Genomic DNA, 14,724 nt, shown 5'->3' with positions numbered 1-14,724 from the left:
CTGGAAAGGCTTGCTTGAAAGGAGTTCTGTTGCCATTTGTTTCACCTGCGAAAACAGGCTCGATTCGGCATCAAATGGCAACAGGCACACCTCGCTGAGACTGCTTCTTTCGCTTCATTAAATGATTGCAATTGATGGATTTTCTCAACTTTCGCATTCGCTGAACAGCCAAGGCTTGACGCAACCAAAGTTGAAGATCTGCTCGTCTGCCCTTATCTTTTTCATAGTGAAGCAGGCGGGACAATCTATGAACACGACCTTCGAAGATCTCGGGTTTGACCCGGAAATTCTCGGGCCTGAGGATGAGCAAAAGCAAACCATCCGGCAGAAATTGATGGCGACCGCTCGCAAGGCGGCCCGTCAGGTTCCGTTTATGGAAGATGTGATTGCCGGCTATTTCTGCGCATTGGACCCAGGTACACCGACCAAGGTCCGCGCGACGGTGTTTGCCGCACTCGCCTATTTTGTTCTTCCAATCGACACTATTCCTGATTTCCTGATTGGCGTCGGGTTCGGCGACGACGCAACCGTGCTCATGGCGGCCATTGCGATGGTCCGCAGTCATATGCGGGAAGACCACTATCAGGCTGCCCGCGAGGCGCTTAAGGACGGCGAACTTTAGCGCAGAAGTCGAAAGAACTGAGAACGCTAGGCATTGCCGTCCTTGGAACCGCTCGACCTTTCTTGATCCTTCACGGGTGACGGATTTGAGTTGGAATGCCAGGCACCGGAGGAGCGACCGGCAATCAACCAATAAACTGCCCCGGCCAGAAACCCGGCAGCAAGAGCGACAACGCTGCCAGGTCGAAATCCGTCTGCCGTTGCCGGATCACTGAGTGTCCAGACCCCAAATGCGATTGCACCGGCAGCCCCGACATGAAAGACGAGGCTGCGCAGACGCGCCGCTTCCGCAATTGCAATGAGTATCGAAGCGGGCAGAATTGCCGTTGCTCCAACAACGCTGCCACCGACCAAACCCGTCCCGATCATGGCTGCAAACGCGATCGGGTCGTCATTGGGATGAGATGCACGGAAGAACCCCCAGGCAAGAAACAAACCGCACGCGACGACAGCCAGAACAAAGCCCAGGATGACCTTAAGCAGCTGATATAAGAATTTTCCGCCGTCCAATTCGAGTTCTTCCTTGTGTCAAAGCGCCACGGTACTTACTTGCCCATCAGGTAGCTGGAATGCAACAGCCAGAACGCATCGCTTTCGCTTCCAACGCGCCAATTGCATGCATTTGCCCGCAAAACAACGACTTGCGCTCCTGAAAACGCCTTCTGAATTACTGAAAACCGCTGTTTTCGGTTGACTTTTCACCGGTTTCGCAGGAGCTTTAGGTCGGCGTCAGGAGACACGCGACAGTGGCCTTGGTACTTGTGTTCCGGGGTTTTTCGTGTAGGAACCGAGCCAGTTCCTGACGCTTAAGTGAAACGATAGAGGAGATTGCGACCATTCGCCGTCCGTTCCGCGCCCCGCCTCCTACGAAGGAAGGCCCGCGCACTAACAATGAAATTCGCGTTCGCGAAGTCCAGTTGATTGATCATGAAGGCGCCAACCGCGGCGTCGTGCCGACCGAAGAAGCGATGGATATCGCGATGGATGCCGGCCTGGATCTGGTAGAAATCCAGCCAAATGCCAACCCCCCAGTCTGCAAGATCCTGGACTACGGCCGTTACAAATATCAGGCCCAGAAGAAAGCTGCAGAAGCTCGCAAGAAGCAGAAGACCGTTGAGATCAAAGAGATCAAGATGCGTCCGAACATCGACACGCACGATTACGAAGTGAAGATGAAAAACATGCTGCGATTCTTCAATGACGGTGACAAGGTGAAAGTTACGCTTCGCTTCCGCGGCCGTGAAATGGCCCACCAGGATCTGGGCATGAAACTTTTGAACAAAGTCCGCGAGGAGACCTCCGAAATCGCCAAGGTTGAATCGTCGCCGAAGCTTGAAGGCCGGCAGATGGTCATGGTCCTTGCTCCGATCAAATAAGACGGCAGGCCAATCTGATTTCATGAAACCCCGCTTCGGCGGGGTTTTTTATTCAGTCGAAATCTGAACTCAACCGATATTTTGAAAGCTGAAGATGATGGATGGCAAAGGCAAGGACAGAGCCCATTGGACCAGGATCGCTAATGACTGGATCAAGTGGGCGCGTACGCCTAGTCACGATGCATTCTGGGCTTATCGCGGTCAACTAGCCGAGTTCATCGGCAAGGGCCCCGGCGATGCGCTCGAAATCGGTTGCGGTGAAGGCCGGGTGTCCCGGTTGTTGACGGAATGCGGCTTTCGCGTAACGGCAACCGATCCCGTGGAGGCTTTCATCGACGCGGCAAAGGACGCAATGTCGGCAAATGCCTTTGCAGTCTGTGCAGCTGACACCATCCCGTTTCCGGACAACAGCTTCGATCAGGTGACCGCCTACAACGTCCTGATGGATGTCGAGGACGTACCGGCAACACTTTCTGAAGTCGCCCGTGTATTGAAGCCCGACGGCATTCTGACGATTTCGATCGTGCACCCATTCGCAGATATCGGCAGCTTTCAGAACGCAGGCCCGAATGCGCCGTTCGTTATAACCGAACCATACTTCGAGCGGACACAGTTCGAAGAGACGATGGTCCAGGACGGATTGGAAATGTCTTTTTTCGGCTGGTCGCAGCCGCTGCAGAATTACGCGGCCGCATTGGAACAGGCCGGCCTTGCCATCACATCGATCAAGGAACCCGTACCAGATCCGAAGTCCACACCCGACCGCTTGAAAAACTGGCAAAGACTTCCGTTATTTCTTTGGTTGAAAGCAAGGCCACTTGCGAAAACGTAGCAGCCGGACCTGTCCTGCGAACACCGGAACGGGAGCGTTTATTTGAAGTGCTCGCGAAAGCCGCCCGGTGGAAGTCCGCACAGGCGAACAAACAAACGCACGAAAGAGGGCGGATCGTTGTACCCAACGGCATAGCAGATCTCCGCAACGCTTTTGTCGGTCTCGATCAGCAGGTCGCGCGCACGTTCGATACGCAGCTCCTGAAGATAGGCCTTTGGTGAATAGCCGGTGGCGGTCTTGAAGCGCCGCAAGAACGTCCTGCCAGGCAATCCAGAAGACCTTGCGACCATTTCCACAGTTACGTCTTCACATGCAACGCGATCCAAAAAGTGCTGCGCTTTCAGAACAGCACCATCACCATGGCGCAATTCAGGAACAAAGCGGCGGAACCGGCGCTGATCGCGACGGCGAAATTCGACAATGAAATGCCGTGCCGTCTTGGCTGCAACTGAATAGCCCAGAAAGCGTTCGATCAGGGCAAGTGCGAGGTCGATCCAGGCCATCAAACCGCCGGCGGTGATGAGATCGGTGTATTCGACCAGAATGGCTCCCGTATCCAGGCTGAGTTCCGGGTGGTTTGCCTTGAGCCTTTGTTCCAGTCCCCAATGCGTTGTAACCGTCCTTCCGCCGTCCAGCTTCGCAGCCAGAACAAAACTGAGGCCGGTACAGGCGGAGCAGACGACAGCTCCTTTTTCGTGCACCCTTTTCAAAAACGGCGGCAAGTGCGGCACTTGTTCGACCTTCACTTCGTCGGTCGACGGGGGAAGTATCACCGCATCATACCCAGCGGAAATGGCCTCAAAGTCTGTCAGGACGCTGAATTGAAGCTTCTCCGCACTGCTCTCGGACGAGAATGCCAGAATGTCCTGCAATCCGAGAACAGCTGATTGCATTACTCCCGGGTAGGCAAGGATGGCAAAATGAAAGGCTTTGGTCATTTGGCCGATTTAGCACATCATTTGGCTATTACGCCAATCGTCTTGGCCATGTCCAGAAACTAGTCTCGCCCCAGCTAAAAACACTGGGAGCACCACATGCGAGATATTAACGAGACTTCCGCGACCCTTGCACTTGGCGATCTGACGATCACCAGTCTCTCCGATGGTCATCTTCAAATCCCATCAGACTATTTTTTGAATACGCAGCCTCATGAGCGCGAAGCGGTTACACCGACCACGCGCATTGGCGCAAACACCTGGTTGATCGAAACGAAAAACAGGAACGTTCTGGTAGACGCAGGATCTGGAAGCTGTCTCAAGGAACGCTTCCCGGAAACAGGACGGTTAAACTGGCAAGACTCGGATCTTGAGCTCAAACGGTCAACAATTACCGATATCGTGATCACGCATATGCATGCAGATCACATTGGCGGATTGAGCGCCAACGGCAACAGTCTCTTTCCAAATGCTGAAATTCACATTCAGGCTCGGGAATGGGCGTTCTGGACCGATCCGCAATTGTTGTCGTCCGCCGAGGACCCACAGAAGCCGATGATTGGTCTGATACAGGCACTTGCAGAACCGCTGAAAAATCAGCTCACTCAGCACTCAGGTGACGTGGATCTTGGCAATGGGATCGGATTGTTGCTCGCCCAGGGCCACACGCCAGGCCACCAGGTCGTGCACCTGGCGTCTGGTCGGGAGGATTGCCTGCTCCTGGCCGACGCCGTGGTCTCGGACAAGCTTCAATTTTCAAATCCGGACATCACCTATGCGCTCGACAGCAATCCTGCTGACGCTGTTCGAACGCGCCGAACACTGTTTGACAAGATCGCATCGGACCGCATTACCTTCGGCGCGACCCACGTCAACACGACTGCGTTTGCCACATTGACACGCCGCGAAAAAGGCTATGCGTTTGAACCTCTTTGAAGGAATTCATCCTTCAAGATTTACCCAGCCTCCACGGTCTGCCGACGCAAAAATTGCATCCAGGATCTTCATGTTCTGAATCGCGTCGGCAACACCAAACGGCAAAGGCGTCTCGCCTGTAATTGCACGATCGAAAACATCGACAAGCTCGGCATACTGATCACAGGCTGCAATCGTCTCTGAAACACTCGATCGATCCCCCAAAGCAGACCCATCATCGAGGCGAAGCTCAACCGGCTCACCCTGAGGAGCATTCACTGGGATCATGATCTCAAGACGCTTCTTGGTCCCTACAAGCTGAAATCGCTGGTAAGCCGCCAACTGGGTGGATACGACAAAGTTGAGATGCCTGTTCTGTCCGAAATCCAGCAAGGCACTGGTCATGCGATCCGTACCGAAATCAGGATCGCGGTCGATCAGAGATACAACGCGGGTCGGTTCCGCATCAAAGAAATACCGGCCTGCCAACATTGTGTAACAACCAATATCAAGAAGAGCGCCGCCACCGATGTCAGCGTTGTTTCGGATGTTGCCAGGATCGGCGTTGAAATAGCTGAAAAAGGCCTGAATGGCCTTGAGTTCGCCAAGAGCGCCGGACTGCACAATCTCCCGCGCCCTGATCCATTGCGGATGAGCACGCACCATGAAGCCTTCGGCGACCAGTTTGTCCTTTGGAAGCTCAAGCAACTGCTGCGCTTCATCGGCATTCAGCGCGATAGGTTTTTCGCACAGAACATGTTTGCCGGCATTCACCGCCTGGATCGTGACGGGCACGTGCATATGGTTTGGCAGCGGATTGTAGATCGCATCGATGTCAGGATCGGCCAGGAGATCTTCATAGCTTCCGTAAGCCTTCTCAATTCCAAGCGCCTTGGCCGTTTCCTGTGCCTTGTCCAGCGTCCTTGAAGCAATCGCTGCGGCAATTCCCGTTTGCGATCGTTGAATGCCCGGAATGACCTTTTCGACGCCGATCTTTGCCGTCGAAACAATTCCCCATCTGATCTTGTCTGCCAAATTCAATTCTCCTGTCACGGCGTCGGTCATGGGACGGGGAGACCGGTTAGCCCGCTTTCTTCGTCAATCGCCCCTTGTATGCCGTCTGCCGGCGCTGCTGACAATGCGCGGTTGCGTGAAGAGACCCCTCTGCAGGCATGCCCAGAGCACCTTCGGCACACTTGCATGTTGGAGCGTATCGTTGAAAGCAGGCAGCTTGATCAAAACTTTTCCGGGACATAGAGATGTTCGGGCAAAACCTTGCGTTCATAGTCCTGATTGTAACGCCGCTCGGGCAGCACAACCGGATCATGCGGCACCTCCTCGTAAGGTAGCATCGACAAGAGGTGATTGATGCAGTTCAGGCGCGCTTGCTTCTTGTCGTTGCCTTCAACGATGAACCAGGGCGCTTCGGGAATGTTGGTGCGTTCAAACGTGTCTTCCTTGGCCTTGGTATAATCTTCCCAGCGCACGCGCGATTCCAGATCCATCGGCGACAGTTTCCACTGTTTCAGGGGATCATGGACACGCATCAGAAAGCGGAGCTGCTGTTCTTCATCCGTGATGGAGAACCAGTATTTGATCAGCGTGATTCCCGACCTCACAAGCATGCGTTCGAATTCAGGAACGTCATTGAAGAACTCCTCGACCTGATTTTCGTCGGCAAACCCCATGACACGCTCAACACCTGAGCGGTTGTACCAGGAACGGTCGAAAAGCACGATTTCACCGGCAGCCGGAAGGTGCGGAACATACCGCTGGAAGTACCACTGGCTCTTTTCGCGCTCCGTCGGTGCCGGCAAGGCAACAACACGGCAAACCCTTGGATTGAGGCGCTGCGTGATTCTTTTGATCACGCCTCCCTTGCCTGCGGCATCCCGCCCTTCAAAAACGATAACGATCTTCTTTCCGGTGTGCTGGACCCAATCCTGAAGCTTGACCAGTTCGGCCTGCATTCGAAGCAATTCGTGAAAATAGGTATTCCGGCTTATCGACGACTTGTGCTTCTTGTCGGAGATGAACGCGAGATCCTTTGCGATCAGATTGTCGTCAATCTCCATTTCGATTTCTTCATCGAGGCTGTCGGCCCATTCAGCCTCAACCCAGGTTTTTGCGTCGGCATCGGTCATCAATCGGTCCCTTTAGCAATCAAGGCGAAATGCTCAGTGTCTGTGAACAGTTTATCCATGTAAGTTTTTTGACAGAGGCCCGACTTCGCAATGATTTATCTCAGCCCAGGGTGTCTTCCTGTGAAAATTATCTTGTAAATGAATGATCGTTCATTTATTTACAGTCTTGGAGGAAAAATGGCACACACAGCTGCAAAGACGCCTGCCCGGCCTCAACCCAGGGCAAAAGGCCAGGAAACTGCTGCGCGTGTGCGCAGTGCCGCACTTCGCAGGTTCGCCACGTCGGGCTATGCGGCTGTCTCCATGCGGGAAATCGCTGCCGATGTCGGTGTCCAGCCAGGAGCGCTCTACAACCACTTTCCGACCAAGCAGGACATTCTCAAGGACTTGATGCTGACCCACATGGCCGAACTGCTGGCCGCCTGGGACAAGGCATCCGTTGAGGAGAAGATGGACCCGCTTGAAAGGTTTGTCCGCTTCCACATCCGCTACCACCTGGAACGCGCGGACGAGGTGTTCATTTCCTATATGGAACTGCGCAATCTGGAGCCGCAGAACTTCGAACTCGTTGAAGTCGAGCGTCGCCGCTATGAGGCTATCCTGACTAAGATCCTGAAACGTGGTGGCGAATTGGGGCGCTACGCCGTGGACGATGCGAAGGTTGCAACAAGGGCGATCATCGCCATGCTGACCGGCATTCCTGCCTGGTACCGTGAAGGCGGCCATCTGTCCGAAAAGGACATTGAAGATCTCTATCTCAAACTGGTGCGCAAGGCAGTCGCGCCAGGTCAGGACACATCCCAAAGGGAGACCGGGTGACATGAGCATCCTCAAATCGAGCCTCTTGCCGAAGAGCGCACAATTTGCGCAGAACCGTGAAGCCCATGAAAAGGCCATGGACACTGTTAAACAGGCCGCGCAATCCGCGCTTGACGGTGGCGGCGAGAACGCACGGCAACGTCACCTTTCAAGAGGCAAGATCTTGCCGCGTGAACGTGTCTCGCGTCTGCTCGATCCGGGGTCTCCCTTCCTGGAAGTGGGTATGCTTGCCGCACACGATATGTATGGCAGTGCAGCACCAGCGGCTGGCATGATCGCCGGGATCGGCCGTGTCGAAGGCCAGGAAGTGATGATCCTTGCCAATGATGCAACGGTCAAAGGTGGCACCTACTACCCAATGTCCGTAAAAAAGCATCTGCGCGCTCAGGAAATTGCTGCTGAGAACAACTTGCCGTGCATCTATCTGGTGGACAGCGGTGGCGCCAACCTGCCCAATCAGGACGAGGTCTTTCCTGACCGCGACCATTTCGGCAGGATCTTCTACAATCAGGCTCAGATGTCGTCGAAGGACATTGCCCAGATAGCAGTGGTGATGGGGTCTTGCACCGCGGGCGGCGCTTATGTGCCGGCCATGTCCGACGAGACCATTATCGTCAAAAACCAGGGCACGATCTTTTTGGCTGGTCCTCCTCTGGTCAAAGCCGCAACGGGCGAAGAAGTTACGGCGGAAGACCTCGGCGGTGGAGACGTGCACACACGCCTGTCCGGTGTGGCAGATCATCTGGCCCGCGATGATGCCCACGCGCTCGCATTAGCCCGTCGGTCTATCGCCAGCCTGAACCGAACGAAATCCTCCATCGTTGCCATGGAAACGCCAGAAGACCCGCTCTACGACCCGGAGGAAATTCTGGGTGTTGTTCCAGCCGATCTGAAAACGCCCTATGACATCCGCGAAGTCATTGCACGCACTGTCGACGGCTCACGGTTTGATGAATTCAAGGCCCGTTACGGCACCACGCTGGTCTGCGGTTTTGCCCACATTCACGGAATGCCGGTCGGCATCATCGCCAACAATGGCGTTTTGTTTTCCGAAAGTGCGGTCAAGGGGGCGCATTTCGTTGAACTTTGCTCGCAGCGCAAGGTTCCGCTTGTCTTTTTACAGAACATCACCGGCTTCATGGTCGGCCAAAAATATGAGAGCGGCGGGATCGCCAAGGATGGCGCGAAGCTAGTCACCGCTGTCGCGACGACCTCGGTTCCGAAAATCACAATGCTGGTCGGCGGGTCGTTCGGCGCAGGCAACTATGGCATGTGCGGCAGGGCATATTCACCGCGCTTCTTGTGGACCTGGCCGAATTCACGCATTTCGGTGATGGGCGGAGAACAGGCTGCGGGCGTGCTGGCAACCGTTCGCCGTGACGGCATCGAGCGCAAGGGCGGCAGCTGGACGCAGGAAGAAGAACACGCGTTTAAACAACCCATCGTCGACCAATTCGAAGAACAGGGCCATCCGCTTTATGCGACGGCACGCCTTTGGGATGACGGCATCGTTGATCCGCGAAAAACCCGCGACATTCTCGGCTTGTCGCTGTCTGCGGCCCTGAACGCTCCCATTGAAGACACCCGGTTCGGCCTGTTCAGAATGTGAGGACGTATCATGACCTGGCAGACACCGCAGACATTCGACTTTGAAGGTCATTCAATCCGGTGGGGCAGCCTCGGCGTGGGCACCCCTCTTGTGATGATGCACGGCACGCCGTTCTGGTCTCATGAATGGTCAAGACTGGCTCCCTTGCTGGCCAACAGCCACACGGTCTTTTTCTACGACATGCTGGGTTACGGCAATTCAGACAGGCCTGACGGTGACGTGTCACTCGGTATCCAAAATCGCCTGTTTGCCGCACTGACAGAACATTGGAAGCTGGACCGGCCCGATGTCGTCGCACACGACTTCGGCGGCGCGACCGCACTGCGCGCGCACCTGATCGATGCCGTCGACTACAACAGCCTGACACTGATTGATCCTGTCGCCCTGAGGCCGTGGGGCTCACCTCTGGTGCAGCATGTGAAACACCATGAGACCGCCTTTGCCGAAATGCCCAGCTACATGCACGAGGCCATTCTGCCCGCCTATCTGCAATCGGCAATGCATCACAAGGCAGGACGCGAGGTTTTGACCCCTTATGCAGATCAGTGGGTCGGCGCAGAAAAACAGGCCGCCTTTTACCGCCAGATCGCCCAAATGGACCAGCGTTATACGGACGAGGTTCAGGACCGATATGCAGAGATCCGTTGCCCGGTGCAGATCCTGTGGGGCGAGGAAGATGAGTGGATCCCGATAGACCGTGGACGCGAACTGCATGCAATGATCCCTGGATCAAGTTTCGTCTCTATCCCGAATGCAGGACATCTGATGCAGGAAGACGCGCCGGAAGCAATTGCCTTTCATGTGCAGAGTTTTTTGCAGGCTCAACACAGGGCTGGGAGCTAAACGATGTTCATTGATGATCTGAAAAAGAAATATCCCGGCGCTGAAACCTTCAAGTTCGGTGACAGCAAGGGCCTGAGCGACCAACTCATCGCACTGGTTCGAGACGGAAGGAAAACCGCTACCTGCGGCGCTTTGCGAGACTTTCAGAACGGCGATGAAGCCCTTCCCGTAGTTGGTCGTCGCGACATAGCGCTCAATTGGGATGGCACTCCTGCATTTGTCATTGAAACCGTCGATGTGACAATCAATCGCTTTTGCGACGTTGGCGAAGACTTTGCCCTTGCCGAGGGTGAAAATGACGATCTTGGCGGATGGCAAAGAGACCATCAGGCCTATTTTGAACGCAATGGCGGGTTTTCACCGGAGATGGACCTTGTCTGCGAACGGTTCAAGCTTGTCGAAAATTTCCAAAGTCGCGATGGAGTGTCCAACGCTCCCGACCGCATCGAAACACTGATTGGAGACATCACCAGTCTCTCCGTCGATGCAATTGTCAACGCCGCGAACACAAGTCTCCTTGGTGGCGGTGGTGTCGATGGAGCGATCCATCGCGCAGCAGGCCCACAATTGCTTGAGGAATGCCGCAGGCTCAACGGTTGCGAACCCGGTCAGGCAAAGATCACTGGTGGCTATGACCTCTCCGCCAGACATGTGATCCACACTGTCGGTCCCATCTGGCAAGGCGGTAAAAACGGTGAAGCCGAAATCTTGACCAGTTGCTATGAAACCAGTTTGCGGCTTGCTGCGGAAAACGCCTGCGAAAGCATCGCCTTCCCGGCAATCTCAACCGGCGTCTATGGTTATCCCACGGATCAGGCAGCGGAAATTGCCACCTCCACGATTTCGAGATCGCTTGTCGACCATCTGAATATCAGATCCGTCATTCTCGTTGCCTTCAGTGAAGAAAATCACCGTCATCTCTTGGCCGCGCTTGGGAGGGCGGAAGACTGATGTTCAAGAAAATTCTCATTGCCAATCGCGGCGAAATTGCCTGCCGGGTCATGGAAACCGCCGGAACACTCGGCATCAAGACGGTTGCGATCTATTCGGACGCAGATGCAGGCTCGAAACACGTCGCGATGGCCGATGAGGCCTATCGGATTGGACCGGCACCGGTTGCCGACAGTTATCTGAGGATCGACCGGATTGTCGATGTTTGCCGCAAAAGCGGTGCTGAAGCGGTACATCCGGGCTACGGCTTCCTCTCAGAAAACCCGGGTTTTGTCGAAGAACTGGAAAAGGCAGGAATTGTCTTCATTGGCCCAAGTGCGCACTCCATACGCGCCATGGGTCTGAAGGATGCTGCCAAGGCCTTGATGGAAGAAGCGGGCGTCCCGGTTGTGCCCGGCTATCACGGTGACAATCAGGACCCGATATTCCTGAAAGGCAAAGCGGATGAAATAGGATATCCGGTCTTGATCAAGGCCCGCGCAGGCGGTGGTGGCAAGGGCATGCGCCGCGTGGATGCACCTGGCGATTTTGCTGCGGCACTTGAAGGCGCTCAACGCGAAGGCGAAGCCAGCTTCGGTGATGCCACGGTGCTGATCGAGAAATATCTTACCAAGCCGCGACACATCGAAATCCAGGTTTTTGGCGACAGCCACGGAAACGCGGTGCACCTTTTCGAACGTGATTGTTCCCTGCAGCGCCGACATCAGAAAGTCATTGAAGAAGCACCCGCACCCAGCATGCCGGACGACATGCGTTCGGCCATGGGTGCGGCTGCCGTCAAGGCGGCGAAGGCAATTGACTATGCCGGTGCGGGCACGATCGAGTTCATCGCAGACGTGTCCGAGGGCCTCCGGTCCGACCGGTTTTACTTCATGGAAATGAACACCCGCCTTCAGGTCGAGCACCCGGTTACCGAACTCATCACCGGCGTGGATCTCGTGGAATGGCAGCTTCGCGTCGCCTCAGGTGAGCACCTGCCGAAAGCTCAGGAAGATTTGTCCTTCGATGGCTGGGCCTTTGAAGCGAGACTTTATGCAGAAGACGCGCCAAAGGGTTTTCTGCCGGCGATCGGAACGCTTGAACATCTTTCGCTTCCTGACCACAGCGCACGCGTCGATGCCGGAGTGCGTGCCGGGGATGAAATCAGCCCTTTCTACGATCCGATGATTGCCAAAATCATCGTTCACGGTCCAACCCGTGAAGCAGCGCTCGGCAAGTTGCTGGCAAGTCTGGAAGCGACGGAAGTTGCCGGCTGTGTGACCAATGCTGCTTTCCTGGCTGCGCTCTGCAGGCATCAGGGGTTCGCCGCTGGAGACGTTGACACCGGCCTCATAGATCGCGATCTGGACCAGCTCATCGACGAACCGGCGGTGCCTGAGGACGCCGTTGCCTTGGCTGCGCTGACATCCCTCGGCCTGACACGGCCTGTCGCCGGCACCGATCCATTTGAAACACTCGCCGGCTGGCGAATATGGAGTGCGTCCCGTCAATTCGCTCTTCTGGAATTTGGCGGAGACCGCCGCGATGTGGAAGTTCACGCGCTCGGACAAAACCGGTTTGCCGTGCACTTGGCCGATGGCAGCCGCGACTATTCCCTGGTTGAGGTCAGTGGCAATTCCATCACCTATGACTGCGAAGGCCATCGTGCCCGTGCTGTTGTCGTGGAAGACAGCAAGGGTCTGACCGTCTTCCTGAATGGTTTTGCTTTTCCGGTAGGCCTTCCAGATTCCCTTAGCGCGGACGAGGATGCGGGCAGCGCGGATGATACGCTGGTCGCACCCATGCCCGGCCTGGTGAAGGTACTCAGTGCGCGTGCCGGCGACACAGTGGCGAAGGATCAGCCGTTGCTCATTCTTGAGGCCATGAAGATGGAACACACACTGAAGGCCCCTCGAGATGGCGTCATAGGCGAAGTCCTGGTGGCTGAAGGTGAACAGGTTACAGACGGAACCGTTCTTCTTGCACTCGCGGAGGAAGCCGATGCTGCCGCATGATGCAGGAAGCTACGAAGACCTGACTGAAAAATTCGATTGGGACATTCTGGAACGCTTTAACATCGGTGTCGCGATTTGCGATGTGTGGGCCGAGAAAGAGCCGAACCGAGAAGCCCTGGTCTTCGTCAACGAAGACGGCGATATCGCAAGTTACACTTATGCGGATCTGCAAAGGCTCTCAAACCAGCTCGCCAACCTTCTGAGAAGCCGAGGTGTTCAGCCGGGCGACAGGATTGGGGTCCTCCTGCCACAACGCCCCGCAACAGCCTATGCCCACATTGCGGCTCTGAAACTTGGCGCTATTTCCATACCGCTTTTCACCCTGTTTGGCGAAGAGGCCCTGGAATACAGGCTCCGCGATTCCGGGGCGAAAGTTGTCATCACGGATCAGGACGGTGCAGACAAACTGGCGGGCTTGCGCGACCGGTTGCCCGAACTGACAACCGTATTTTGCGTCGACGGCGAAACTGGTGATGCACAGGATCTGGCGAGCCACATGGCTGGCCACGAAGACACGTTCGAAGCGTTCAACACCACTCCGGACGACCCGGCAATCATCATCTATACCTCCGGCACGACGGGTCAGCCCAAGGGTGCGCTGCACGGCCATCGGGTCCTGCTTGGACACTTGCCGGGCGTAGAAATGAGCCATGATTTTCTCGGGCAACCCGGCGACCGGATCTGGACACCTGCGGACTGGGCCTGGATCGGCGGCCTTCTGGATGTTCTGATGCCGGCGCTTTTTCTCGGCGTTCCGGTTGTTGCATGCAGATTTAAAAAATTTACAGCAGAAGCCGCCTTTGAACTCCTGCAGGACCAGAAAATCCGCAATACCTTCCTGCCACCCACAGCGCTCAAGATGATGCGTCAGTGCGAGAACCCGCTGGCGCACTGGAAGCTTGATCTGCGCTCCGTTGCATCCGGGGGTGAGACACTCGGCGCTGAACTGATCGACTGGGGCAAGAAGACCTTCGGTCTGACAATCAACGAATTCTATGGTCAAACAGAGTGCAACATGGTGGTCTCAAGCTGCACACGGTTGATGGCCTCCAGACCCGGCATCATGGGTCGGGCGGTGCCCGGACACCGCGTCGCCATTGTGGACGACAAGGGCGAAGAGCTGCCTGCCGAAACACTTGGAAATATTGCGATCAAAAGACCGGATCCCGTGATGTTTCTCGGCTATTGGAACAACCCCGAAGCGACAGAAAACAAGTTTGCCGGAGACTGGCTGCTGACCGGCGACACCGGTCTTTGCGACGCCGATGGGTGGCTTCGTTTTGTCGGAAGGGACGATGACGTCATCACGTCCTCCGGCTACCGTATCGGGCCGGGCGAGATCGAAGACTGCCTGCTCAAGCATCCCGCTGTTGCAATGGCAGGTGTCGTCGGCAAACCCGACGCGCAGCGCACCGAGATCGTCAAGGCTTATGTGGTTTTGAAAAACGGCGTCGAGCCTTCAGACACACTGGCAAAAGAAATTGCCAACTTCGTAAAGACGCGCCTGGCTGCACATGAATATCCAAGGGAAGTTACGTTTGTCGATTCTCTGCCGTTGACGACAACTGGAAAAGTTATTCGACGAGCATTGCGTGCAAAGGCGGAGAAGGAGGGGTAATGCACGATTCGTGCCCCAAACAGATTCCATTCCCGTTCAAACGGCTTCTCACCAAATAATCAGACCT

14 protein-coding genes and 1 pseudogene are annotated in these 14,724 nt (G+C 55.6%); 11 read left to right on the top strand and 4 right to left on the bottom strand.

The window, feature by feature from the left end:
• Positions 1–247 precede the first annotated feature (247 nt).
• Entirely contained in the window at positions 248–622 is a 375-nt protein-coding gene (locus tag FIV00_RS04865) for a YkvA family protein (protein ID WP_152499697.1), read from the top strand.
• A 26-nt stretch (positions 623–648) separates the two neighbouring features.
• Here the strand turns inward: FIV00_RS04865 and FIV00_RS04860 are convergent, their stop codons facing one another.
• Complete coding sequence (locus FIV00_RS04860) at positions 649–1,131, bottom strand: translation initiation factor IF-3 (protein ID WP_152499696.1); 483 nt, start codon at positions 1,129–1,131, stop codon at positions 649–651.
• Positions 1,132–1,457: 326 nt separating this feature from the next.
• On the opposite strand from FIV00_RS04860, the gene infC reads away from it, so the two are divergent.
• Together infC and FIV00_RS04850 are read left to right on the top strand one after the other, a co-directional pair.
• Positions 1,458–1,997, top strand: a complete 540-nt coding sequence (infC, locus tag FIV00_RS04855) for a translation initiation factor IF-3 (protein ID WP_152499695.1) — start codon at positions 1,458–1,460, stop codon at positions 1,995–1,997.
• 94 nt (positions 1,998–2,091) lie between these two features.
• Entirely contained in the window at positions 2,092–2,829 is a 738-nt protein-coding gene (locus tag FIV00_RS04850) for a class I SAM-dependent methyltransferase (protein ID WP_209006814.1), read from the top strand.
• A gap of 38 nt (positions 2,830–2,867) precedes the next feature.
• Here the strand turns inward: FIV00_RS04850 and FIV00_RS04845 are convergent, their stop codons facing one another.
• Positions 2,868–3,767 carry a GlxA family transcriptional regulator gene (locus FIV00_RS04845; protein WP_152499694.1) on the bottom strand — a complete coding sequence of 300 codons (900 nt, stop codon included), beginning with the start codon at positions 3,765–3,767 and terminating at the stop codon, positions 2,868–2,870.
• Between the two features lie 96 nt (positions 3,768–3,863).
• Here FIV00_RS04845 and FIV00_RS04840 point away from each other — a divergent pair, with 96 nt between their 5' ends.
• Positions 3,864–4,700, top strand: a complete 837-nt coding sequence (locus tag FIV00_RS04840) for an MBL fold metallo-hydrolase (protein ID WP_152499693.1) — start codon at positions 3,864–3,866, stop codon at positions 4,698–4,700.
• A 6-nt stretch (positions 4,701–4,706) separates the two neighbouring features.
• Here FIV00_RS04840 and FIV00_RS04835 read toward each other — a convergent pair whose 3' ends face one another.
• Together FIV00_RS04835 and ppk2 are read right to left on the bottom strand one after the other, a co-directional pair.
• Entirely contained in the window at positions 4,707–5,744 is a 1,038-nt protein-coding gene (locus tag FIV00_RS04835) for a Gfo/Idh/MocA family protein (RefSeq protein WP_152499692.1), read from the bottom strand.
• A 170-nt stretch (positions 5,745–5,914) separates the two neighbouring features.
• Positions 5,915–6,823, bottom strand: coding sequence for a polyphosphate kinase 2 (ppk2, locus tag FIV00_RS04830; RefSeq protein WP_152499691.1), 909 nt, complete (start codon positions 6,821–6,823; stop codon positions 5,915–5,917).
• A gap of 177 nt (positions 6,824–7,000) precedes the next feature.
• Between ppk2 and FIV00_RS04825 the strand changes: the two genes are divergently transcribed.
• From FIV00_RS04825 to FIV00_RS04800, 7 genes and pseudogenes are all read left to right on the top strand, one after another.
• A complete protein-coding gene (locus tag FIV00_RS04825) occupies positions 7,001–7,642 on the top strand; it encodes a TetR/AcrR family transcriptional regulator (RefSeq protein WP_152499690.1) in 642 nt (213 codons plus the stop codon).
• Position 7,643: 1 nt separating this feature from the next.
• Positions 7,644–9,251: a carboxyl transferase domain-containing protein gene (locus FIV00_RS04820; RefSeq protein WP_152499689.1), complete on the top strand. Its 1,608-nt coding sequence runs from the start codon at positions 7,644–7,646 to the stop codon at positions 9,249–9,251.
• 9 nt (positions 9,252–9,260) lie between these two features.
• Positions 9,261–10,094: an alpha/beta fold hydrolase gene (locus FIV00_RS04815; protein WP_152499688.1), complete on the top strand. Its 834-nt coding sequence runs from the start codon at positions 9,261–9,263 to the stop codon at positions 10,092–10,094.
• A 3-nt stretch (positions 10,095–10,097) separates the two neighbouring features.
• Positions 10,098–10,436 (top strand): annotated as a pseudogene (locus FIV00_RS30255) (ASCH domain-containing protein); the annotation flags it as partial.
• An 81-nt stretch (positions 10,437–10,517) separates the two neighbouring features.
• Complete coding sequence (locus tag FIV00_RS29625; protein ID WP_247649399.1) at positions 10,518–11,045, top strand: O-acetyl-ADP-ribose deacetylase; 528 nt, start codon at positions 10,518–10,520, stop codon at positions 11,043–11,045.
• Positions 11,045–13,039: an acetyl/propionyl/methylcrotonyl-CoA carboxylase subunit alpha gene (locus FIV00_RS04805; protein WP_152499686.1), complete on the top strand. Its 1,995-nt coding sequence runs from the start codon at positions 11,045–11,047 to the stop codon at positions 13,037–13,039. Before FIV00_RS29625 ends, FIV00_RS04805 begins: the two co-directional genes overlap by 1 nt.
• The gene (locus tag FIV00_RS04800) at positions 13,026–14,657 is read left to right on the top strand and encodes an acyl-CoA synthetase (protein ID WP_152499685.1); all 1,632 of its coding nucleotides are present in this window, start codon (positions 13,026–13,028) and stop codon (positions 14,655–14,657) included. Before FIV00_RS04805 ends, FIV00_RS04800 begins: the two co-directional genes overlap by 14 nt.
• Positions 14,658–14,724: the final 67 nt, after the last annotated feature.

The organism is Labrenzia sp. THAF82 (assembly GCF_009363435.1).
In the GTDB taxonomy this organism is placed as follows: Bacteria; Pseudomonadota; Alphaproteobacteria; order Rhizobiales; family Stappiaceae; genus Roseibium; species Roseibium porphyridii.
Note: the sequence above shows the minus strand (reverse complement) of the source record. Positions and strands in the feature narration are given on the sequence as shown.

Bases quoted from the DNA above. Each gene is read 5' to 3' on its own strand.
- FIV00_RS04805 (WP_152499686.1), top strand. From the start codon at position 11,045: ATGTTCAAGAAAATTCTCATTGCCAATCGCGGCGAAATTGCCTGCCGG.
- FIV00_RS04865 (WP_152499697.1), top strand. From the start codon at position 248: ATGAACACGACCTTCGAAGATCTCGGGTTTGACCCGGAAATTCTCGGG.
- FIV00_RS04850 (WP_209006814.1), top strand. From the start codon at position 2,092: ATGATGGATGGCAAAGGCAAGGACAGAGCCCATTGGACCAGGATCGCT.
- FIV00_RS04815 (WP_152499688.1), top strand. From the start codon at position 9,261: ATGACCTGGCAGACACCGCAGACATTCGACTTTGAAGGTCATTCAATC.
- FIV00_RS04835 (WP_152499692.1), bottom strand. From the start codon at position 5,744: ATGACCGACGCCGTGACAGGAGAATTGAATTTGGCAGACAAGATCAGA.
- FIV00_RS04845 (WP_152499694.1), bottom strand. From the start codon at position 3,767: ATGACCAAAGCCTTTCATTTTGCCATCCTTGCCTACCCGGGAGTAATG.
- FIV00_RS04820 (WP_152499689.1), top strand. From the start codon at position 7,644: ATGAGCATCCTCAAATCGAGCCTCTTGCCGAAGAGCGCACAATTTGCG.
- FIV00_RS04800 (WP_152499685.1), top strand. From the start codon at position 13,026: ATGCTGCCGCATGATGCAGGAAGCTACGAAGACCTGACTGAAAAATTC.
- ppk2 (WP_152499691.1), bottom strand. From the start codon at position 6,823: ATGACCGATGCCGACGCAAAAACCTGGGTTGAGGCTGAATGGGCCGAC.
- FIV00_RS04840 (WP_152499693.1), top strand. From the start codon at position 3,864: ATGCGAGATATTAACGAGACTTCCGCGACCCTTGCACTTGGCGATCTG.
- FIV00_RS04825 (WP_152499690.1), top strand. From the start codon at position 7,001: ATGGCACACACAGCTGCAAAGACGCCTGCCCGGCCTCAACCCAGGGCA.